Annotated in this window: 19 protein-coding genes and 1 riboswitch; of the genes, 14 read left to right on the top strand and 5 right to left on the bottom strand. The window is 54.4% G+C overall.

The window, feature by feature from the left end; genetic code table 11:
- Positions 1–168: 168 nt before the first annotated feature.
- The 5 genes from ACFSW5_RS02605 to ACFSW5_RS02585 form a co-directional block, all read right to left on the bottom strand.
- A complete protein-coding gene (locus ACFSW5_RS02605) occupies positions 169–477 on the bottom strand; it encodes a winged helix-turn-helix transcriptional regulator (protein ID WP_379269442.1) in 309 nt (102 codons plus the stop codon).
- Positions 478–753: 276 nt separating this feature from the next.
- The gene (locus ACFSW5_RS02600) at positions 754–1,563 is read right to left on the bottom strand and encodes a histidinol-phosphatase (RefSeq protein WP_379269439.1); all 810 of its coding nucleotides are present in this window, start codon (positions 1,561–1,563) and stop codon (positions 754–756) included.
- Between the two features lie 79 nt (positions 1,564–1,642).
- Positions 1,643–2,545 (bottom strand): LysR family transcriptional regulator, encoded by a 903-nt coding sequence (locus tag ACFSW5_RS02595; RefSeq protein ID WP_379269437.1) that lies wholly within the window; start codon positions 2,543–2,545, stop codon positions 1,643–1,645.
- A gap of 162 nt (positions 2,546–2,707) precedes the next feature.
- Positions 2,708–3,643: a magnesium/cobalt transporter CorA gene (gene corA / locus ACFSW5_RS02590; RefSeq protein WP_379269434.1), complete on the bottom strand. Its 936-nt coding sequence runs from the start codon at positions 3,641–3,643 to the stop codon at positions 2,708–2,710.
- A gap of 89 nt (positions 3,644–3,732) precedes the next feature.
- Complete coding sequence (locus ACFSW5_RS02585) at positions 3,733–3,879, bottom strand: hypothetical protein (RefSeq protein ID WP_379269432.1); 147 nt, start codon at positions 3,877–3,879, stop codon at positions 3,733–3,735.
- Between the two features lie 221 nt (positions 3,880–4,100).
- Positions 4,101–4,207: riboswitch (SAM riboswitch) on the top strand.
- Between the two features lie 125 nt (positions 4,208–4,332).
- On the opposite strand from ACFSW5_RS02585, the gene metA reads away from it, so the two are divergent.
- The 14 genes from metA to ACFSW5_RS02515 all read left to right on the top strand — a co-directional run bounded on the left by metA (position 4,333) and on the right by ACFSW5_RS02515 (position 21,178).
- On the top strand, positions 4,333–5,250 hold the full coding sequence (gene metA / locus ACFSW5_RS02580; protein ID WP_379269430.1) for a homoserine O-acetyltransferase MetA: 918 nt from the start codon (positions 4,333–4,335) through the stop codon (positions 5,248–5,250).
- A 26-nt stretch (positions 5,251–5,276) separates the two neighbouring features.
- Positions 5,277–6,437: a PLP-dependent transferase gene (locus ACFSW5_RS02575; RefSeq protein WP_379269427.1), complete on the top strand. Its 1,161-nt coding sequence runs from the start codon at positions 5,277–5,279 to the stop codon at positions 6,435–6,437.
- A 3-nt stretch (positions 6,438–6,440) separates the two neighbouring features.
- The gene (locus ACFSW5_RS02570; protein ID WP_379269424.1) at positions 6,441–7,607 is read left to right on the top strand and encodes a trans-sulfuration enzyme family protein; all 1,167 of its coding nucleotides are present in this window, start codon (positions 6,441–6,443) and stop codon (positions 7,605–7,607) included.
- Positions 7,608–7,861: 254 nt separating this feature from the next.
- A complete protein-coding gene (gene mqnC, locus ACFSW5_RS02565; RefSeq protein ID WP_379269422.1) occupies positions 7,862–8,998 on the top strand; it encodes a cyclic dehypoxanthinyl futalosine synthase in 1,137 nt (378 codons plus the stop codon).
- 434 nt (positions 8,999–9,432) lie between these two features.
- Positions 9,433–10,107: a GntR family transcriptional regulator gene (locus ACFSW5_RS02560; protein WP_379269420.1), complete on the top strand. Its 675-nt coding sequence runs from the start codon at positions 9,433–9,435 to the stop codon at positions 10,105–10,107.
- Positions 10,108–10,237: 130 nt separating this feature from the next.
- On the top strand, positions 10,238–10,993 hold the full coding sequence (locus ACFSW5_RS02555; protein WP_379269418.1) for an ABC transporter ATP-binding protein: 756 nt from the start codon (positions 10,238–10,240) through the stop codon (positions 10,991–10,993).
- Positions 10,990–11,847, top strand: a complete 858-nt coding sequence (locus ACFSW5_RS02550; protein WP_379269416.1) for an ABC transporter permease — start codon at positions 10,990–10,992, stop codon at positions 11,845–11,847. Before ACFSW5_RS02555 ends, ACFSW5_RS02550 begins: the two co-directional genes overlap by 4 nt.
- 76 nt (positions 11,848–11,923) lie before the next feature.
- Positions 11,924–13,042, top strand: a complete 1,119-nt coding sequence (locus ACFSW5_RS02545) for an ABC transporter substrate-binding protein (protein ID WP_379269413.1) — start codon at positions 11,924–11,926, stop codon at positions 13,040–13,042.
- Between the two features lie 79 nt (positions 13,043–13,121).
- Positions 13,122–14,576, top strand: a complete 1,455-nt coding sequence (allB, locus tag ACFSW5_RS02540; protein WP_379269411.1) for an allantoinase AllB — start codon at positions 13,122–13,124, stop codon at positions 14,574–14,576.
- A gap of 165 nt (positions 14,577–14,741) precedes the next feature.
- Complete coding sequence (locus ACFSW5_RS02535; protein WP_379269409.1) at positions 14,742–16,913, top strand: outer membrane protein assembly factor BamB family protein; 2,172 nt, start codon at positions 14,742–14,744, stop codon at positions 16,911–16,913.
- A 117-nt stretch (positions 16,914–17,030) separates the two neighbouring features.
- Positions 17,031–17,969: a putative sporulation protein YtxC gene (locus ACFSW5_RS02530; RefSeq protein WP_379269406.1), complete on the top strand. Its 939-nt coding sequence runs from the start codon at positions 17,031–17,033 to the stop codon at positions 17,967–17,969.
- A 444-nt stretch (positions 17,970–18,413) separates the two neighbouring features.
- Entirely contained in the window at positions 18,414–20,351 is a 1,938-nt protein-coding gene (gene thrS, locus ACFSW5_RS02525; RefSeq protein ID WP_379269404.1) for a threonine--tRNA ligase, read from the top strand.
- A gap of 55 nt (positions 20,352–20,406) precedes the next feature.
- Positions 20,407–20,985 carry a 3D domain-containing protein gene (locus tag ACFSW5_RS02520; protein WP_379269401.1) on the top strand — a complete coding sequence of 193 codons (579 nt, stop codon included), beginning with the start codon at positions 20,407–20,409 and terminating at the stop codon, positions 20,983–20,985.
- Between the two features lie 64 nt (positions 20,986–21,049).
- Positions 21,050–21,178 (top strand): hypothetical protein, encoded by a 129-nt coding sequence (locus tag ACFSW5_RS02515; RefSeq protein WP_379269399.1) that lies wholly within the window; start codon positions 21,050–21,052, stop codon positions 21,176–21,178.
- Positions 21,179–21,182: the final 4 nt, after the last annotated feature.

Below are 21,182 nucleotides of genomic sequence, written 5' to 3'. Positions count from 1 at the left end.
AGAAGGCCAAAGGGCTTTCCTTCGCCATTAATTGATAATGATTATCACTAATCATAAATGAGAATGCAGGAAATGTCAATACAAACAAAGAGACCAAGCTCCGTAAAGGAACTTGATCTCTATGCTTTCACCACATAAGCCGTCTTTCAAGTAAATCGGCTTCGATCTTTACATCCAGGCTTCGCCCCAACGTTGTATCGTTTCGATTACCGGCTGAAGCTCTTTGCCTTTTTGGGTAAGCTCATATTCGATGCGAACCGGCATTTCCGGGTAAACGTTGCGTTTAATAATGCCTTCGGCCTCAAGCTCTTTCATGCGGTCCGTCAGCATTTTGTCGCTCATCTCGGGAATTTGCTCTTTAATCTCCTTGAACCGCTTAGGGCCGCCAAGCAACACCCGTATCAGTCGGCCTGTCCATTTCTTCCCTAAAAGATCGGATGCGGCTTCATATTTCGGACACATTGTGGAATAGTCCAACCCCATCACCCCGTTTCTGATGTTCTAATTGTAACATATGCGCTGTAGAAAAGTAAGTATATTTCGCCGGTTGTATAAGTTGGCGCCGTTTACGATCCAAAGAAAGGAGGGAGGTTTTTGTTACATAAATGAAACAATGCTGTTATCGTCCCAAAACATTACTGGGTTATGATAATAGCCAAGACCCCCTTTTTTTATAGAGCTTTCTTTCGAAGCCGGCGCCGGAGCGCCGGTTCTTTTTTTCTCTATAAGGGGCTTCGGCGGACGACGGATCGATTACAGCGGAACGACGACTCTCTTCCGGTTCCGGTAATAGACCCAATCCTTAAAGCCGATCTCCTTCAGCCGTTTCTTGACGAGCTCGAATTCGTCGCCGACCCGGCTCGGCACATGCGCATCCGAACCGAAGGTGACCTTCACGCCGAAATGGCAGGCCCGCTCCAAAATCTCGTCGGACGGATACCAGCCGCCGACGTCCTTCATTTTGCCGGACGTGTTGATCTCGATCGCAATATCGCATTCCGCAATCGTCTGCAGCGTATCGTCGATTTCCCGGTGGGCGGGAATATCCGAGAAAGCGGGGTAATAGGCCTTCATGGCGTCGATATGAGCCAATATATCGAACATTCGGCTTAAGGCGGATTGCTTGATGAGCGAGTAATATTCCCGCTTCTCGTTTAGCTGCTCCTCTTCGTTCAACCCTTTGAACCTTTTTTTGTTGAAGATGCTTATGCCCCGCACATGATGGACCGAGCCGATCAAATAATCGAACGGCTGCTTGGCATATACATCCCGGTATATCTCGGCATAATCGGGGAAGAAATCGGATTCCATGCCGAGCAGCACTTCGATGCGCCCTTTATATTTTTCCTTGAGCCGAAGCACCTCGTCGATGTAGCCTTGCAGGGCGCTTTTGGCCATGGCGATTTTCGGGAAGGGCTGATCCTCTTCGCTGCCGAAATAAGGCGAATGGTCCGAAATGCCGATAACCTGCAGGCCGGCGTCGATCCCCGCCTTTATGTAGTCTTCGATCGTGCCGTCCGCGTGTCCGCACCGCTCGTGATGGGTATGAAGATCGAATTTCATCATAAGTCCCCTTTCAAAAGGTTTCTGCGAATATATCCCGAAGGATCGGGATTCGAACAAAAAGCCTGCTGCGAAGCGATTATTCGCTGCTTATAAAATGATGCTCGGGCATCCCTTTCAAGTCGTTTAGAAACTGCTGCATGGCGGTGTTCAAATACCGTCCCGATTTGTACACGACGCCGACGGGATGAGCGATTTCGAATTCGTTCACTTTAATGATTTTGAGCGTTCCGAGCCGCAGCTCGTTAGCGATCGACAGCTTGGATACGACGGCTGCGCCAAGATTGATTTCGACCATCCGTTTCACTTCTTCGCTGCTCGACAGCTCCATGACGATATTCGGTTCGACATTGTTTTTGCGGAAGATGGAGTCGACGAACCGCCGGCCGAGCGTATCCGGCGCAAGCATAATAAGCGGAGTGTCCTTGAGCGACTCCACGGTCGTCATATTGAGGGCGCTCATCGGGTGATGAGGAGAAACGACAAGCACAAACGAGTCGTAATACAAAATGGACGAATCGACGCCGGGCGTTTTTTCCGTAAGATAGGTTATGCCAATATCTACGGTGCCATTCTCGACGCTGGACATGACCTGGACGGACGGCATGGAGTGGATGGTCGTTTTGATCAGCGGAAACTGGTTCTGGAAATAAGACAATACCCGCGGCAAAATTTGAATCGCTATGGATGAGGTCGTGCCTAGCAAAATATGGCCTTGCGGCGTTTGGTTCATGTCGTCGAGCCGCTGCTTCAGCTCTTCTACAATCGCTAATATTTTCTCCGCATGCTCAAGAAATACTTTTCCGTTGTCGGTCAGCGTCACCGGCTGATTGCGGTCGATCAGGATCGTCTTGAATTCGTCTTCAAGACTTTTAATTTGCGCCGATACGGCAGGCTGGGTCAGATTGAGCAATTCTCCCGCTTTGCGAAAGCTCATCGTTTTGGAAATGGTGAGGAGCGTTTCCAGCTGGCTTATATTCATATTCATCCCCCCTTTGCCGCTAAATCAGCGGCATTATCTATTATATAGGAAGCAAGCCGATACGGCAAAAGCGGAAATGTAAACGATATCAGCTTTATTCGCAAGCAAAAAACGCGCGGTTCCGGATGCCGGAGCTCTGCGCGTTTCGTGTAACAAAGCGGTTCATAGCCAATCTTTTTTGCGGAAAATATAAAACATCCCGAGGCCGAGCAAAAACATAAAACCGAGCAGCAAGAGCGAGCCGCCCCGGGAATGCATGCCGGGTATATAATCGAAGTTCATGCCGTAAATGCCGGTAATGAACGTGAGCGGCATGAAAATCGTCGTTATCGCGGTAAATACGCGCATAATTTCGTTCGCCCGGGCGGAAATGCTGGACTGGTACGCTTCGCGCAAGTTGCCCATCAAATCGCGGTACGTATCGAACGTTTCGGATATTTTAACGGCATTTTCGTAAATATCGCCGAAATACTTCTGTAGCTGGTCGTCAATTAACCGCAGTTCTTTTTTGTTGAGCGCCCCGATCACGTCGCGCTGCGGCCCGAGCATTTTGCGGAGCCACAAGATTTCGCCGCGCAGACCGATAATTTCGTTCAAGTGCGATTTTTTCGTATGCATCAGAATGTGTTCTTCCAGCTGTTCGATGCGGTCGTCGATCCGGTCGCCGACGATAAAATAGTTATCGACGACAAGGTCGATCAGATAATAAAGGAAATAATCGGGCCGGCTCACTTCCTGCTCCCATAGAATGGGCTTGAGCGTACGCAGCTCGTTAATCTTTTGTCTGGTAACGGTAATGATATAATGGCGTCCGAGAAAAATGTTCAGCGCGCGAAGAAAAATTTCTTCGTCGTCAAAGCGGATGCTGTTTACGACAATAAAATAATGGCCTTCGTAAATTTCAAGCTTCGGCCGCTGCTCTTCTTCGTTCAGGCAGTCTTCCACCGCCAGGTCGTGCAGATTGAACAGAGGCTGGAGCAGCGCAAGGTCGTCGACATCGGCGTCGATCCAATAGAACCCTTCCGGTGCCGGGACAAGCGTTGTATCAATGTCGTCGATCAAAGTGAATACGCCGTTGTTTACATGACGGATTTTCATCGGTTAACACTTCCTTTCATTCCATAAGGCAAAGAAGCTGCCGGACGGAACAAAAGGATGCCGGTCGGCCGTTTACCGATGCGTCCGGATTATTCCGCAAGGAGCGGAATGGACGCCAGCGATAAAAGCGACGGCACCGGGTTGTCGCAGCCCGGCAGCATGCATATTCGAATAAGCTCCTGGTCGGAGCTGGCCGAAACGTTCTGGCTTTGGGGCTTAGGTTTGTCGCCTTCCATCGTGTTCCACTCCTTTGCTTGTCGAATTGAATAAAGCCTCATACCGCAATTCTTGTCTAGTATACTCCCGGGCCAGCTTTACATTCAAGACAAAATTAAAGACGGCTCCGGCTCTGCTTTTCCCATCTTGACGGCGGCGGCGGAATCCATTAAAGTATGGTTAGGCATATGTCTAACAGCTTTATTTTTGCATTCGGTCATCAATTGAATAACCAATACTTTTCTTATCAAGAGCAGGCGGAGGGACTGGCCCGATGAAGCCCGGCAACCGGCATGAACATGCACGGTGCTAATTCTTGCGGAAACAAGCGTTTCTGAGAGATGAGAGAGGCAAACGGTATGTAAATACGGCCTTTTCTCTCTGCGGGAAAGGGCCTTTTATTTTAGGCCGCCGCTCATCGTCGAAGACATCGCAGAAGCTTTTCACCATATTCGGTATAGGGAGTGTCAGCCATGCCATTAAAAATTCCGGACAACTTGCCGGCCAAAGAAGTGTTAACAAACGAGAACATTTTCGTCATGGACGAAACCGTCGCTTTTCATCAGGATATTCGCCCGCTGCGGATCGCGATTTTGAATCTGATGCCAACGAAGGAAACGACGGAAACCCAGCTGCTTCGCCTTATCGGCAATACGGCGCTGCAGGTCGAATTCGTCTTGCTGCATCCTCGGACGCACGTATCGAAAAATACGCCTTCCGAGCATTTGGAAACGTTCTATAAGACGTTCGAGGACGTGAAAAACGAATATTTCGACGGCATGATCATCACGGGCGCCCCGGTGGAGCAGCTGCCTTTCGAGCAAGTCGATTATTGGGAGGAGCTTCAGGAAATTATGGACTGGAGCAAACGGCACGTTACGTCCACGTTCCATATTTGTTGGGCTTCCCAAGCGGGGCTGTACCATCATTTCGGCATACCGAAATATAATCTCGACGAGAAGATTTTCGGCGTGTTCCCGCATACCGTCGAGAAACAAAACGTTCAGCTGCTGCGCGGTTTCGACGAGCTGTTCTACGTGCCGCAATCCCGTCATACGGAAGTGCGCCGCGAAGATATCGAAGCGAACGAGGAGCTGGAAATACTGTCGGCGTCCGAGGAATCCGGCATTTATATCGTCGCCACGCGCGACGGCAAGCAAATATTCGTCACCGGCCATTCGGAGTACGATCCGTTGTCGTTAAAGTACGAATATGATCGGGATAAGGCGAAGGGGCTCCATATCCAGCTGCCGAAAAATTATTTCCCGGGCGATAATCCCGAGCTAACGCCGCGTTCGACGTGGCGCGCCCATGCGAACTTGTTGTTTTCCAACTGGCTGAACTATTACGTCTATCAGCAAACGCCGTATGAACTTGGCGCCGGCATTTAAAATTCGGATAAGGGAGTCGTCTAAGTATGAGAATCGAAAGCAAATTGGCGCAAATCGGCTCGGTTAACGAGCCCGTGACCGGAGCGGTCAGCTTCCCGGTCTATCAATCTACGGCATTCCGTCATCCGAAGCTCGGGCAAAGCACCGGCTTTGACTACGCCCGCACCAAAAGCCCGACCCGCTCCGTGCTGGAGGAAGCGGCCGCTTCGCTTGAATCCGGCGACGCTGCGTTCGCCTGCAGCTCCGGCATGGCCGCGCTGCAAACGATTTTCGCCTACTTCAGCCAAGGCGATCATTTGATCGTATCGCTTGATCTGTACGGCGGCACGTACCGGCTGCTGGAGAAAATTATGAGCCGCTTCGGCGTAACGGCTTCTTACGTCGATACGAACGACATCGACGCCATGTCGGAGCTGTGTAGACCGAATACGAAAGCGGTATTGATCGAAACGCCGACCAATCCGCTTATGATGATTACCGATATCGAACGCGTCGCGGCTTGGGCGAAATCGAAAGGACTGCTGACGATCGTGGACAACACGCTGCTGACGCCGTTCTTCCAGCGGCCGCTCGAGCTTGGCGCCGACATCGTTATTCATAGCGCAACGAAATATTTGGGCGGACATAACGACGTCCTGGCCGGTCTCATCGTAACGAAAGGCCAGGAGTTGTCGCAGCAGATGGCGTTTCTGCACAATTCCATCGGCGCCGTGCTTGGACCGCAGGACAGCTGGCTGCTCATGCGCGGCATGAAGACGCTGGCGCTGCGGATGGAGCGCCATCAATACAACGCGACGAGAATCGCCGAATATTTGCTGGCCCATCCGGCCGTCGAACACGTGTATTATCCGGCGCTGCCGCATCATCCGGGGCATGACATTCAGAACCGCCAGTCTTCGGGCAACACCGGCATCTTCTCGTTCCGGCTGAAGGATGCCCGCTATGTGGAGCATATCTTGTCCAGCATTAAGCTGATTTCGTTCGCGGAAAGCCTCGGCGGCGTCGAGTCCTTGATGACGTATCCGTCGGTACAGACGCATGCCGACATTCCGGAAGAAATCCGGCGCGCGATCGGCGTGGACGACCGTCTGCTCCGATTCTCGGTAGGCATCGAGCATGCCGACGACCTGATCGCCGATCTGGAGCAGGCGCTTGCGGCCGCGAAACGGGCAGTCGAGGAGGCGTAACCGATGAGCGAAATGACCGGCAACGAAGACAACCGCCGATTTGCGACCAAGCTGCTGCATTTCGCGGGCGCGATCGACGAAACGTCCGGCGCATCCAGCACGCCGATTATCCAGGCTTCGACGTTCCATCATCACGATATACACAACCCGCCCGAATTCGATTACAGCCGTTCGGGCAATCCGACCCGCGAAGCGCTGGAGCAATATATCGCGCTGCTGGAAGGCGGCCATCGCGGCTTCGCGTTTGCCTCCGGCATGGCGGCGATATCGACGGCGTTCATGCTGCTGTCGGCCGGCGATCACGTCATTGTGACCGAAGACGTATACGGCGGTACATACCGCCTTCTAACGACGATCTTGTCGCGGATGAATATCGAGACGACATTCGTCGACATGACCGATATCGAACAAGTGAAAGCGGCGCTTAAGCCGAATACGAAAGCCGTATTTATGGAGACGCCTTCCAATCCGACGCTTAAAATTACGGATATTGCCGAAGTGACGGCGTGGGCGAAGGGGAACGGCCTGCTCACGATGCTCGACAACACGTTCATGACGCCGTATCATCAACGGCCGATCGAGCTTGGCGTCGATGTCGTGCTTCACAGCGCAACGAAGTTTCTCGGCGGGCATAGCGACGTGCTGGCCGGGCTGGCCGTCGCCGCCGACGAAGACACCGGCCGGCGGCTGAAGCAGCTGCAGAACGGTCTCGGCACCGTTCTTGCGCCGCAGGAGTCGTGGCTGCTCATGCGCGGCATGAAGACGCTGCAGGCCCGTATGGAGCATAGCGAACGCAGCGCCCGCAAGCTGGCCGATTGGCTGAGCCGCCATCCGGAGGTTGAGCGCGTCTATTATCCGGGCTTGCCGGATCATCCCGGCCGGGCGATCCATGAGCGCCAATCTTCCGGGTACGGCGCGGTCGTATCGTTCGACGTCGGCAGCGGCGAGCGGGCCAAGAGGCTGCTGAACAAAGTGAAGCTGCCGCTTGTCGCCGTCAGCCTCGGCGCGGTGGAAAGCATCCTGTCTTATCCGGCCATGATGTCGCATGCCGCAATGCCGAAGGAAGTCCGGCTCGAGCGCGGCATTACGGACGGCCTCGTCCGCTATTCCGTCGGCCTCGAGGACATCGAGGATCTGATGGAAGATTTGGAACAAGCGCTGCGCGGGTGACCCGCATATAGCGGATTTTTGAAGCTCCCGGCCACACTGCGGCCGGGAACTTTTTTTGCGGTCGCGTGCTTATCCGCCGGGATTTCGCGCTTGCCTCAGCTCTTCTGTACACGACGGAAATTGCCCTCTTCTAGCACGGGAGCGGAAAGTATGTTACGATTGTTGTAAACATAAGGATTTATCAGCTACGCTCTATTCAAGTCGTTTCTGCTTATGAGAAGGCTTTAGTTATGGGCAGGGGAGGAATTTTTAAAATGCCGCAAATCGATTCAATTCTAGACAAAGCGCTGCAAGGCGAACGCATATCGCTGGAGGAATGCATACAGCTTCTGGAGTCCGACGAAATCGAAAAAATGGGAAAAGTCGCCAACGAGCTGATGCTCCGGCGCCATCCGGAGCCGGTGACGACATTTGTCGTCGGCCGCAACATTAACTATACGAACATATGCGACGTGTACTGCAGGTTTTGCGCCTTTTACCGCAGGCCAGGCTCCGATGAAGGCTACGTCTTGCCAAACGAAACGATTTTGAAAAAAATTCAGGAAACCGTCGACGTCGGCGGTACGGAAATATTGATGCAAGGCGGCACGAATCCCGACCTGCCTTTCACCTATTATTTGGATGTACTGCGCGAAATTAAACGGCATTTTCCGGACATTACGATGCACTCGTTTTCGCCGGCCGAAATCCAGAAGATGAAGGATGTGTCGAACGGGCTGTCGCTTGAAGAGGTCGTTCGGCAGCTTCACGAAGCGGGGCTTGATTCGCTGCCGGGAGGCGGAGCGGAAATATTGGACGACCGGACGCGGAGAAAAATCAGCCGTCTGAAGGGCTCGTGGACCGATTGGATGGACGTGATGAAGACGGCCCACAAGCTCGGCATGAACACGACGGCGACGATGGTGTACGGCTTCGGGGAGTCGATGGAGGAGCGGGCGCTGCATTTGCTGCGCATTCGGGACGCGCAGGACGAATGCATCGCGAACGGCTACGATTCGAAAGGTTTCCTGGCGTTCATCTGCTGGCCGTTCCAGCCGGACAACACGAACATGAAGCGCGAGAAATCGAAGCCGGAAGAATATTTGAAGATGGTGGCGATCAGCCGCATCATGCTGGACAATATCGACAATTTCCAATCGTCCTGGGTGACGATGGGACCGGAAATCGGCAAGCTGTCGCTTCATTACGGCTGCAACGATTTCGGCAGCACGATGATCGAGGAGAACGTCGTATCGGCCGCAGGTACGACGCACAAGGTGAACATTAGCTCCACGCTCGATATTATTCGGGCGGCGGGCAAGACGCCGGCGCAGCGCAATACGAAGTACGAAATTTTGAAAGTGTTCAGCGAAAGCGACACGGTTGAGAAAGATTTTATTATGCAAAATTAATACAATTATGGACACAAGGCATCTCATCGGGCTATCCCGGATGAGATGCCTTTTTTCGCATATTTCGCCGGGCGAATTCCCGGAGGACAGGATGAGCCGCCGATCCGCTGCTTGGATAAGGATAAACCGCCGGTCGCTGGTAGCGGACAGACGATCCGTTTTTGGCAGGAGCCGGATAATTCGGCACGCTTTGACCTGTCCGAGTAAAAGTGTCTGACGGCCACCTAAGTATCGGTGTTAGTTTTGTGTCATAAAAATGTTATATTTTCATCAAAATTAGAACCTCTTATTGTGCAATCCGCTAAATGTAAGCGGTATTATTCGTTAGGCTTCACTAAAACGGGCGGAATTTGCGTTATGTATATTTACGTGAAGGTATCGCTGTTTTACCATGGAGGCAGATCAAAGCGCGGCAGCGCGAGGAGGAATCGACAATGATCCCGCCTTCCGAAGCGGAAATTTATAAAGCCATTAAGGAAGCCATTATTGACCAGAGACTTCGTCCGAACATGCAGCTGGTTGAAGAGGTGATCGCGGAGTCTTTTGGGGTAAGCCGCACGCCGGTGCGTAACGTTTTTCGGCGGCTTGCGACGGAAAAGCTTGTATCTGTCGTTCCTTACAAAGGCACTTTCGTATGGTGCCCAACCGTCAGCGAATCGAAGGAAGTATTCGAAATGAGAAGGGTGGTGGAAGACGCCGCCATCAGACGGTTATGCCGCACAATGGACGAAACCCAGCGCAAGCAGCTGGAACAAATGCTGAAGGATGAGATGGAGGCGAACGGCCGCGGCGATTTGTTCGGAGCGCTCCGCATCTCGGGCGATTTCCATATCCGGATCGCGCAGCTGTCCGGCAACTCGTATTACAGCAAATATTTGGAGGAGCTCGTATCGCTCTCCTACGTCATTATCGCGTTTTACGGGCAACGAAGACCGACGCATTGCCACCATCATAAAGACATTCTCGGCGCTATCCAGTCGCGCGATGAGGATAAAGCGGCCAGATTAATGGCCGTTCATCTAAAAGAGCTGGAGGAAGCGTTGGATTACGGCGAAGGCTGGGAGGAGCCCGGCACGCTTGCGGATATTTTCAAGCCGCGGCTGGCCTGAAGGATCCCCTTTTTTTGGGAGTGCATTGTATACAATCTTGGATGTAATTTCGAGTGCAATAGAATATCCAATTATTTACGTAAGCAAGATCGAGAAACGGGGGCGAAAGCTCAAAAGGGAGGGGTAACCCATGCAACTGGTCGTGGACGGAGTGAACAAAAGCTTTAACGGCAGGACGGTTCTGGATCACATTCATTTGACGGTGAAGCCTCATGAGTTGGTTTGCATATTGGGGCATAGCGGGTGCGGCAAATCGACGCTGCTGAACATGGTAGCGGGCTTTATCGCCCCGGATAGCGGGACGATTGCGGTAGATGGCAAGCCGGTCAAAGGTCCGTCGAAGCAGAGGGGGGTCGTGTTCCAGGAGCATGCCTTGTTTCCGTGGTATAACGTGCTGGACAATATCGCATTTGGCCCGGAAGTGCAAGGGATGAACAAAAAAGAAGCCAAAGAGCGCGCGCGGCATTATTTAAGCCTCGTAGGCTTGGATGACTATGCCAAGCATTATCCGCATGAGTTGTCCGGAGGGATGAAGCAGCGGGTAGGAATCGCGAGAGCGCTGGCGGCCGGGCCCGACATGCTGCTGATGGACGAACCGTTTGGAGCGCTCGACATTTTGACCAGGGACGTCATGCAGCGCGAGCTTCTGCGAATATGCAGAGAGGTCAAGCCCACCGTTCTGTTCGTCACCCACAGCATCAGCGAAGCGATTTCGCTCGGCGACCGCGTCGTTGTGATGAAGCACGGCAAAATCGCCTCCGTGCTTGAGGTAGGCATGAAGCACCCGAGGTCGTTCCACGACAGCCGGTTTGGCTGGCTGATGACCGAGATCGAATCCGTCCTGATGGACGGGGAGGAAGAAGCGGTACAGGAGGTGAGCTCATGAGCCAAGCAAAAACGGCAATCCGCCGGACCGGAGCGGCCGACTCCGCCCAAATGCAGCTCCGGGGCAAAAACAAAACTTGGACGTTCAGCTCCTTCGTTCCTTATATCGCGATTTTTCTATTGTGGGAAATTCTATCCCGTTTGAACATCGCGGCGCATTGGTTTAATCCGCTGTTTTTCCCGCCTCCGACGGAAGTCATTCGTAACGGATGGCAATTGGCGCAAACCGGTATCATCGCCGACAGCTTATGGTCCAGCACACTCCGCATCGCGCAAGGGTTTCTGCTCGGCACTGTGACTGCTATCGCCATCGCGATGTTTATGAGCCGTTTTCGGATTGTCGAGTTTTGGATTTCGCCGCTTCTGAATTTGACGGGGCCGATACCGGCGCTTGCGCTGCTTCCATTGTTTATTATTTGGTTCGGGATCGGAGAATTTCCGAAAGTGTTACTGATCGCATGGACGACGTTTGTGCCAATGCTGACCTATACGCTTGATGGGCTTAAGTCGGTAAATCCGCTCCTCATCCGTTCGGCCACAAGCCTAGGGGCTTCGCAGCGGCAAATTTTCACCCGGGTCATATTGCCTTCGGCAATTCCGAACATTTTGGTCGGTTCGCAGGTAGGACTCGGGTTAGCTTTCTCGGCGCTCATCGTTTCGGAAATGATGGGGGCCAGCTCGGGGCTTGGCTATATTATCGTGGATGCCCGCAATTATTTTAAAATATCGAACATGTTTGTGGCCATCGTATTAATCGGCCTCGAGTACAGCCTGTTCTCGCAGCTGTTGAAGCTGGTCGAGAGAAGGGTGATGTCTTGGCGGAAAGGAGGAATACGCGACGCCTTGGGTAAATAACCCCGGCGCTTAACAATGGCGAAATCGGCTTTGTTACCGGCAAGACCATAAAAAGAAGAGTAGAGGGTGGAGAGACATGGTAAAGAAAAAGGAAAGAAAATTCGGCTTGTCGTTAATTGCTTCGCTTATTCTTACGGTAACCTTAACCGCATGCGGCGGAAACGCGGGCAGCAGCTCGGGTGGTAACACCCCGGCATCCTCCGAGTCTCCGGCCTCGGCGGCTCCGACCGAGTCTGCGAGCGCCGAGACCGGCGCCCCGGAATTGGAAACGACGAAGGTGACGCTGGTGGGAGTTCGCGACGCACAAATATCGTCGCAGCAAATTATTGCCGACAAGTTGGGTTATTTCAAGGAAGAAGGACTGGACGTAACGAGCCAGCTGATCGAAAGCGGTCCGGATATCGGCCCGATGGTATCGGGAGGCAGCGCCCCTATTAGCATTCAGACGAACTTTATGGACATTATTTTGAAATCCAACGGGATTGGCGTTAAAATCGTGGCTCCTCTAGCGCAAATCGCGGGTACGCAAGCCGTCGTCGGCGGTAAAGACCTGGTGCTCGAAAGCGCGAAGGATTTAGAGGGCAAAACGATCGGCATTCCGAGCGGGGCTGACGTCAAAATCGCCATCGACAACATGGCCAAGGAGCTTGGCGTCGACGCTTCCAAAATCAAGTACGTGAATCTGGCGCCAAGCGACGCGGTCGTTGCGCTCGAGAAGGGCGATATCGACGCGATGGCGGCTTGGGAGCCGTTTATTACGAAAGCGATCAACGCGGGCGGCCATTTCCTGTTCAGCGGCACCAAGTCGGAGCTGCCGGAGAAACAAGGCGACGTCAACTGGATGAGCGTCCATACGACCATCCAAGCAACGGACGACTACTTGGCGAAAAATCCTAATACGATTAAAGCCATTCTTCGGGCTTTAAACAAGGCGACCGCTTATATTAACGACAACAGGGAGGAAGCGGTCAAGCTGCTCGCGCCCGAGCTTCATTTGACGGAGGCGGAGCTGACGGACATTATGAGCCGCAACGTATATACGATGGAAGCGGGCGACACCTTCTTAAACGGCAGCAACGGCCAAGGCGTCATGGATTATTTGCTGTCTACCGGAAATATTCAATCCGTGCCCGAAGTTTCATCCTATATGGATTTGAGCTTGCTTAAGGAGATCGATTCGAGCCTTGCCCCTTAGCGGCGCTGGCGGCGGCCCCGGCTTTAACCTCCGGGGCTGTTTGCGTCAGGATGAAAATCAGCGGGGAGGAGATCACAGAATGACTAAAGAGTGGGAACTTATTGTTGCCGGAGGCCGCGTTGTGCTGCCGGATCGGGTTGTCATTGCGGATATCGGCATTAAAGGGGGGCTCATAACGGCGGTTTCCGATTCGCTGGACAGGATGTTGGCGGAGGAGGTGTACGACGCCTCCGGCAAATTCGTCATGCCGGGTGCGATCGACGTCCATGTCCATCTGGACGAACCCGGGCTCGGGCATTGGGAAGGATTCAAGACGGGATCGGCGGCGCTTGCTGCAGGCGGGTGCACGACGTTTATCGATATGCCGTTAAACGGGATCCCCCCGACCGTAACCGAGGAGGCGCTCCGGCTGAAGCTGAAGGCGGCGGCCGATTCCGGCTCATACGTCGATTACGCGCTGTGGGGAGGGCTTGTTCCCGGTAACGCAGCCGACTTGCGTCCGCTCGCGGAAGCGGGTGTCGCGGGTTTTAAGGCGTTCCTGTCGGCGCCGTCCGATACCGGGGAAGGCAGTTTCCTGAACGTGGACCACCGTACATTGGTCGAAGGGATGGAAACGATCGCAGCCATGGACCGTATATTGGCGCTGCACGCCGAAAGCGAGCCTATCGTCTCCCGGCTGGCTCAATCGAAAAAGCAGGCCGGAGCGGTAACGATGCGCGATTATTTGGAATCGCGCCCGCCCGAAGCGGAAACGGAAGCCGTGCGATACGCGTTGGAGCTGGCGGCGAAGACAGGCTGTTCCTTGCATTTTGTCCATATCAGCACGCCCGGGGCTGTTCGCCTGATTACGGAGGCGAAGCGAAGCGGGCTTGACGTTTCGCTGGAAACGTGCCCGCATTATTTGGCGTTTACGGCGGAAGATGCGGTTCGCATCGGCTCAGAAGCCAAATGCTCCCCTCCGCTTAGAAGCGCCGAGGAGCGCGAGGAAATGTGGAGGCTGATCGCGGAAGATCGCATCGACATGATCGCTTCCGATCACTCCCCTTGTCCTCCCGAGCTCAAGGCCGTGCCGGACGGGAATTATTTTGGGCCATGGGGCGGCATTGCCGGCGCGCAGCAAACGCTTGAGCTTATGATTGGCGAAGGGTGGAAAAAACGCGGCATTCCGCTTCCGCAATTGGCGAAGCTGCTATCCGAAAACCCCGCAAGGCGTTTCGGGCTGAGGGGGAGGAAGGGGGCGATCGAGCAAGGGCTCGAAGCGGATTTGGTCATTATCGATACGGAAAGCTCTTATGTGCTTAGCCGGGACCTTCTCTATTACCGGCATCCGCATAGCTTATACGAAGGCTTCCGGTTTGAATGCAAGGTGGCCGCGACGCTGCTGCGCGGCAAGTTCGTTTACGAAGCCGATGCCGGTCCGTCGGGTCCCATGACTGGGCGCTGGATAAAGCCGGATGTATCGCAAACGGGCACGACTCGACAGTTTTCTTCGCGTTCATCTGCCGCCCTTTCCGACCGGATCATACAAACCTAAAGTTTATCCGCAACCTTTGTAAACCGTCTTCGTCTAACAGTAAATAAATGGATGAAAGCGGGTTGGGTTCCTATGACGGGCCGGCGTTTCGTATCGCGTTTACTGTTTGTTATTATGGCACTCGCCATTTTGATTTGGAACGGGTATTACTGGGGCGGCGGGAGAATGTCCGAGACGTATCTGGAGACGGCAAACGATTCGCTCCCGCCTTTTTCGAATCCGGCTGCAGGAATTGCGACGCTTCCCCTATCTTCGCCGGAACCGATAGCGTCTCAGGGAGCGGCGGTTTTCCGGGCCGGCGAATCGGTTACGCTGAAGGCTGCCGCTCCCGTATGGTTCGGCAATCCGGATGTACTCGATAAGGGGGCGGATGACTACGGCGAAGTCGGAGACGTCTATACGGTTTCGGAAGCGTCCGGCGATTTTCTAGCGGCAAAATCATTTGAGCAGGGAGATGTATGGCTGCCCGCATGGTATGCCTCGGATGAAGCGCGGACGGCTTATTACGTTCATCCGTCGCGCATTTGGCTGAAGTCCGGGTCGAATATGCATATCGCGCCGAATAGCAGCCGCAAGCTGGGTGGAGACGACAACGCATGGTTCTCCGTCATGCGATGGAACGATTGGATCGGCCTTATGCTCGAATCTCGCGGACCTTATCCCGATGAAAGGCGTTTGTATCCCTATTTGCTGTGGGTTCGGGATGTAGACGTACAGAAGGAAGAGAAGCTGCAAGAAGGGCTGATGGCGGCATCTTCCTCCTTGCCGACCGGGACGGCAAAACATTTCACGGAAGCGATGCTGTATCGCGGAATGGAGGCTGCGGCTGCGGCTGTCCTGCTTGGGGAGCCCGATATAATCGAGCCGTCCGAGAGCTTGACCAGTCCTCCGGAACCGCTGCGGACCGGTGAGAGCTGGCGTTATGAGCGTCCGGACGGCCACTTGATCGCATCGTTCTCCAAGCAGGGGAAGCTGGAGCGCGTGAGGTGGCTGCTGCCTTCGGGAGGAGAAGAAGATATAGGTTATTCGTTCTACCGGGATCTTTTTCAATATGAACGGCGTGCCATCGCCTTCCCGCCGTCGGTGCGGCCGAAAGTGAAGTGGAGCCGGCAATATGATTTGAATTTCAACTTTTTGCTGGGCGCAAACGGGAATACGCTGCTCTTGAAAGGCGACGACGGCGGTTTCAGCGGAATGCATAACGCTTCTGCCATATTTGCGGTCGACCGGGAATCGGGCGATAAGCTGTGGCAGATCGACGCCGGCTTCGGGGGGAGCGACGCGCTTCTATCCGCCTCCGGCGATGCCGCGGCGGTGCTGACCCGCTATGACCCCGGGCGAAAAGAATACGTTACCCGCCTTCGGCAAGTCGGCTTGCGGGACGGAAAGGTGAAATGGGTTTACGAGCCGGGCAACGATTGGAACGAGGAATACAGCGGCATAGCGGGCACGAAGGGCGCGATTGTTTTTTATGGCAATGACGGCATCACGGCGATCAACGACAAGGACGGAACGATTTTATGGCAGAGGCGTTTCTCCGAAACGTATGAGGTGCTAAACGGAAGCCGCTGGCGGGCTCCCTATGTTCTTGCGCTTCAGGGCCGAACGTTGCTGGCGCTGAACCCGATGACGGGGAAAACGGCATGGACGTTCGAAGACATCGAGCCCGCTCTCCGGGAAATCGTTTATGGATCCTTTGTACTGGAACCGGAAATCGATCTATTCCGGCCTTCTCCCATACGCCGCAAATGGCTGCTTCTCGGCCGCGATTTCGTATGGCTTGATTTACAGAGCGGAAAGGAGCTTTCCCGCTATCCGATGCAGGATGAGCGCGTTACGGCGATTGGCGACGGTTATTTGCTTATTGAGAGGCAAAGCGCTGGGCCGGATAATGAAAATCGGACGTACACCGAGCTTTATGACGGCTCCGCCGGGCGAAAGCTTTGGTCGCTGGAAGGGAAAGGCGGGAGCGCGGCAATAGAAGGGAACCGTATATATCTTATATGGAACGGGGCACCTGCTTCCTTACGCTTGTCGGACGGCAAACCGGTTTGGCGGATGCCGATACGGAGCGAACCGGTTCAGGACATCGGCTACCCACTCGCTGCACGGCCGTTTGTTCTGAAAGACACGGTTTTGTTTCCATACGGATCCGATTTACTGCAGGTCGGCAAAAGCGACGGGGCGTTCAAAGGACGCGTTGGCATGACCATTCTCGGTTATCCGGATTTGCGCGAAAACGAGCAGCGAAACGGAATGATCAATGCCGACCGGGGCGGGCTTTATATCGGCGGCGGCAACGGATATTTCATGAGGCTGGAAAATCCGGAAGGATAGCTTGCTCAGTGACGTAAGCCGGAATTACCGGAACGGGCCTCCCTTTCAACCCATCTTCTTCATCGTATATCCCCTTTAACGGGACCATATACTGTTAGGGATGAAAGGGGTGAGCTCATGGAACTGTTTGCCGTCATGCCGGGCTCTGGATTCGAAGGAGATCTCGGGGAGCTGCACAATCTCCTGGTCCAACGCGCAGCCGAGGATTTACATACAATCCGCGAAGCGGGAGGCACCCGAATCATTCGATTCGAGCTATCGCCGGACAAAAGGCGTATTGATTGCCGGGCCGTCCTCCCTGAGTTTAAGCTGCTGGAGCATGGCGCCGCCGTTTACCGCACGGCCGCTCAAGCTTTGGCCGAATATTTCGTGACGTACCTGGAATCGGCAGTTCTGAACCGATTGATCCAGCGCAAATACCGCAATTGGGACAACGAAGCGGCCGTGCTTGCGAAATATTGCCAAGACCTGCTGTACGGAACGGAGACGGATGGACTCGGCGTCAAGTTTCGCGATGCGGACGCCAAGCGGCGCAAGGCGAAAGTAGCGGACGAGATCGAGCTTTATTTGCGGGAGCATACGCTCGTAAATTTGACGGGCTTAATCGATTTCCGGCTTCAAGCGTACCGGTCCGAATTAAACGAAATCGTCGAGTATGCCATGGACGAATACGTGCTTGACAAGCAATATCAGGAATTTATATCGTTGTTGAAATATTTCGTATGCCTGCAGGAAACGAAGGTGCCCGAGATCCATTTGGTTCATAAAGGCGGCCATGAGTTTGAAATGTACAACGAACGGTTTCAACGCTTTGAGGCGAAGCCCCATACGGACCGGGTCGTAGCCGAAATGCTGGAGACCGAAATCAATATCGAGGACATGGTCATCAGCTCGCTTATATCGGTATCGCCGAAAATGATCACGATCCACACCCGGCAGCCGGAGGCGCAGGTCATCCGCACGATCGAATCGATATTCGACCGGCGCGTCCAGCTATGCGTGAAATGCGCCTCGTGCGCCAAGCGTCTGGACGAAATGGATAATGCGCAGTCCTGAAGTCCCGCCGCCGCTTGCCGGAAAGGATTGCCGCGCTTTCATCCGCTTGACCAAACCGTCCGCCGCCGCTATAATTTTGCGTATAGACGAAATTTGAAGCAAAGGCCATGACAAAGACATGTATTTGCGTTTAAGTCCGTCCAGAGAGAGAATCCAACGGCTGCAAGATTCTCCGGAGCGGCGCAACTATACCCCTTTGTAGCCGTGCAGTTGAACGCGGACGGATGAGAGGTCCGGTTAGTAAGCTGCGCCGGGAATTCCCGTTACAGAATAGGAAAGGACTGCGGTCTGTCATTGACGCGGCGCATGCTGCGGGCGGAAGCGGTTGAAGCTGGGTGGAACCACGGGTAAGCGACAAGCACTCGTCCCTTTGCGGGGATGCGTGCTTTTTTTTGTGCCGTCTCCGCCGGCTATAGTCGATTTATTATCGGGAGGATGGAAATGATGAGCATCAAAGTAACGTTGCCTGACGGCGCGGTCAGAGAGTATGAAAAAGGCGCGACGATAGAAGATATCGCCGGTTCGATTAGCCCGGGACTCCGCAAAAACGCTATTGCCGGCAAAGTGAACGGCAAAGTGGTCGACGTCTACACGCCGCTCGAGCAGGATGCGGAAGTGTCCATCATTACGGTGGAAACGCCCGAAGGGCTGGAAGTATACCGTCACAGCACGGCGCATATGATGGCGCAGGCGATCAAGCGGCTGTACAAGGACGCGAACGTGAAGCTGGGCATCGGTCCGGTTATCGAGGACGGCTTCTATTACGATATCGACATGGACCAATCGCTTACGCCTGAAGATTTGGTCAAGATCGAGAAGGAAATGGAGAAGATCGTTCAAGAAAATTTGGATATCCGCCGCAAAGTCGTCAGCCGCGAAGAAGCCATTGCGATTTACACCGAACTCGGCGACAACCTGAAGCTTGAGCTGATCCGAGATTTGCCGGAGGATTCGGTCATTACGATGTACCATCAGGGCGAGTTTTTCGACTTGTGCCGCGGGCCGCATCTGCCTTCGACGGGGCGGATCAAGGCGTTCAAGCTGCTCAGCGTGGCGGGCGCGTATTGGCGCGGGGATTCGAAGAACAAAATGCTGCAGCGAATTTACGGTACGGCGTTTCCTAAAAAATCGCAGCTCGAAGAGCATCTGCACTTCCTCGAAGAAGCGAAGAAGCGGGATCACCGCAAGCTAGGCCGCGAGCTGAAAATGTTTACGTTCTCCCGCGAAGTCGGCCAAGGGCTGCCGCTCTGGCTGCCGAACGGCGCCAAAGTCCGCCGCACGCTGGAACGCTACATCGTAGACCTGGAGGAGAAGCTCGGTTACCAGCACGTCTATACGCCGGTGCTGGCCAACGTGGAGCTGTACAAGACGTCCGGCCACTGGGAGCACTACAGCGAGGATATGTTCCCTAAGATGGAACTGGACAACGAAGAGCTCGTCCTTCGTCCGATGAACTGCCCGCACCATATGATGGTGTTCAAAAGCGATATGCGCAGCTACCGCGATCTGCCGATCCGAATCGCGGAGCTCGGCACGATGCACCGCTATGAAATGTCCGGCGCGCTCACGGGCCTTCACCGGGTTCGCGCGATGACGCTGAACGACGCCCATATTTTCTGCCGTCCGGACCAAATCAAGGAAGAATTCGCGCGCGTCGTGAACTTGATCCGTAAAGTGTACGAGGACTTCGGCATTAAGGAATACCGCTTCCGCCTGTCGTACCGCGATCCGAAGGATACGGAGAAATATTTCCCGAACGACGAGATGTGGGAAATGTCGCAGCGCATGCTTCGCGAAGTCGTAGAAGAGCTGGGCTTGCCGTTCTTCGAAGCCGAAGGCGAAGCGGCCTTTTACGGTCCGAAGCTCGACGTGCAGATCAAGACGGCGCTCGGCAGGGAGGAGACGCTTTCGACCGCGCAGCTTGACTTCCTGCTGCCTGAACGCTTCGAGCTGGAATATGTGGGCAATGACGGCAATAAGCATCGTCCGGTCGTCATTCACCGCGGCATCATCAGCACGATGGAGCGGATGACCGCGTTCCTGCTGGAGAACTTCGCCGGCGCGCTGCCGCTGTGGCTGTCGCCGGTTCAAGCGAGGGTCATTCCGGTATCGGCCGCTTACGAGGCTTATGCGCGCGAGGTGGAAGACAAGCTGCTCGAGGGAGGCATCCGCGCCGAAAGCGACCTGCGCAACGAGAAGCTGGGTTATAAAATCCGCGAGGCGCAGCTGGAGAAAATACCGTATATGCTTGTCGTCGGCGAAAACGAATCGCAAACGGGCACGGTATCTGTCCGCAAGCGGGGCGAAGGCGATATCGGAGCGAAGCCGGTCGAGGATTTGATTGCGCTCATGAACGATGAAATCCGCACGAAACAAATCTAGTGAATGAAGCTTGCGCCGTTTGGGTATGATTTCTTCTGAGGAGGAAGCTGCCCAAATGGTGACAAGCTTTTTTGTTGCGGTTAGAAAAACCGGCCTGCCGCGCATGGCGGCCGTGCTGCTCGTGTTTGCCGTTTTTGCGGCGTCGGCAGAGGCCTCCGCGCTCCATCCGCACGGCGTCCGCCATAACGGACAGACGGAGGCCAAGGAAGCAGGCAAGCCGGACGAGAACGCGTCATACACGGTCGTGGCCACGGGCTATACCGCGGGCGTGGAGTCGACGGGCAAGCGCCCGGGCCATCCGCAGTACGGCATTACCTACTCCGGCGTTAAAGTCCGCCGAGACCGGGTATCGACGATAGCGGCCGATCCCAAGCTGTTTCCGATCGGCACTTTGCTGTTTATCCCCGGCTACGGCTACGGCATCGTGGCGGATACGGGCTCGGCCATCAAAGGGCCGAAAATCGACCTGTATTTCGAAACGGTCGAGCAGGTGTACAAGCAATGGGGCAAACGGACGGTAACGGTAAAAATCATCGACCTCGGAAACGGCAAGCTGTCTCAAAAACGGCTTAACGACTTAAATAAAGCGGTCGAGGCCGGTTTGCCGATCCCGCAGGATGACGTCAGGTCCTAGACGGTTCCGCCAGCATGAGCCCTTGGCATTACGCGCACGAATCGCCCGAGGAGGTGAAAGCCGCATGGCTAAACATAAAAACAGCAAGCTCGACGAATTAACCGGAGTCGCAGAGGTGTGGGGAAACACGAACACGAGCAACAATCCGAAAAACGTCGAGAAAAAAATAAAGGACCGGCGCAATAATCCGTGACCGG

The sequence above is a fragment of the Paenibacillus thailandensis genome, from assembly GCF_042685365.1.
GTDB lineage: Bacteria > Bacillota > Bacilli > Paenibacillales > Paenibacillaceae > Paenibacillus_AP > Paenibacillus_AP thailandensis.
Note: the sequence above shows the minus strand (reverse complement) of the source record. Positions and strands in the feature narration are given on the sequence as shown.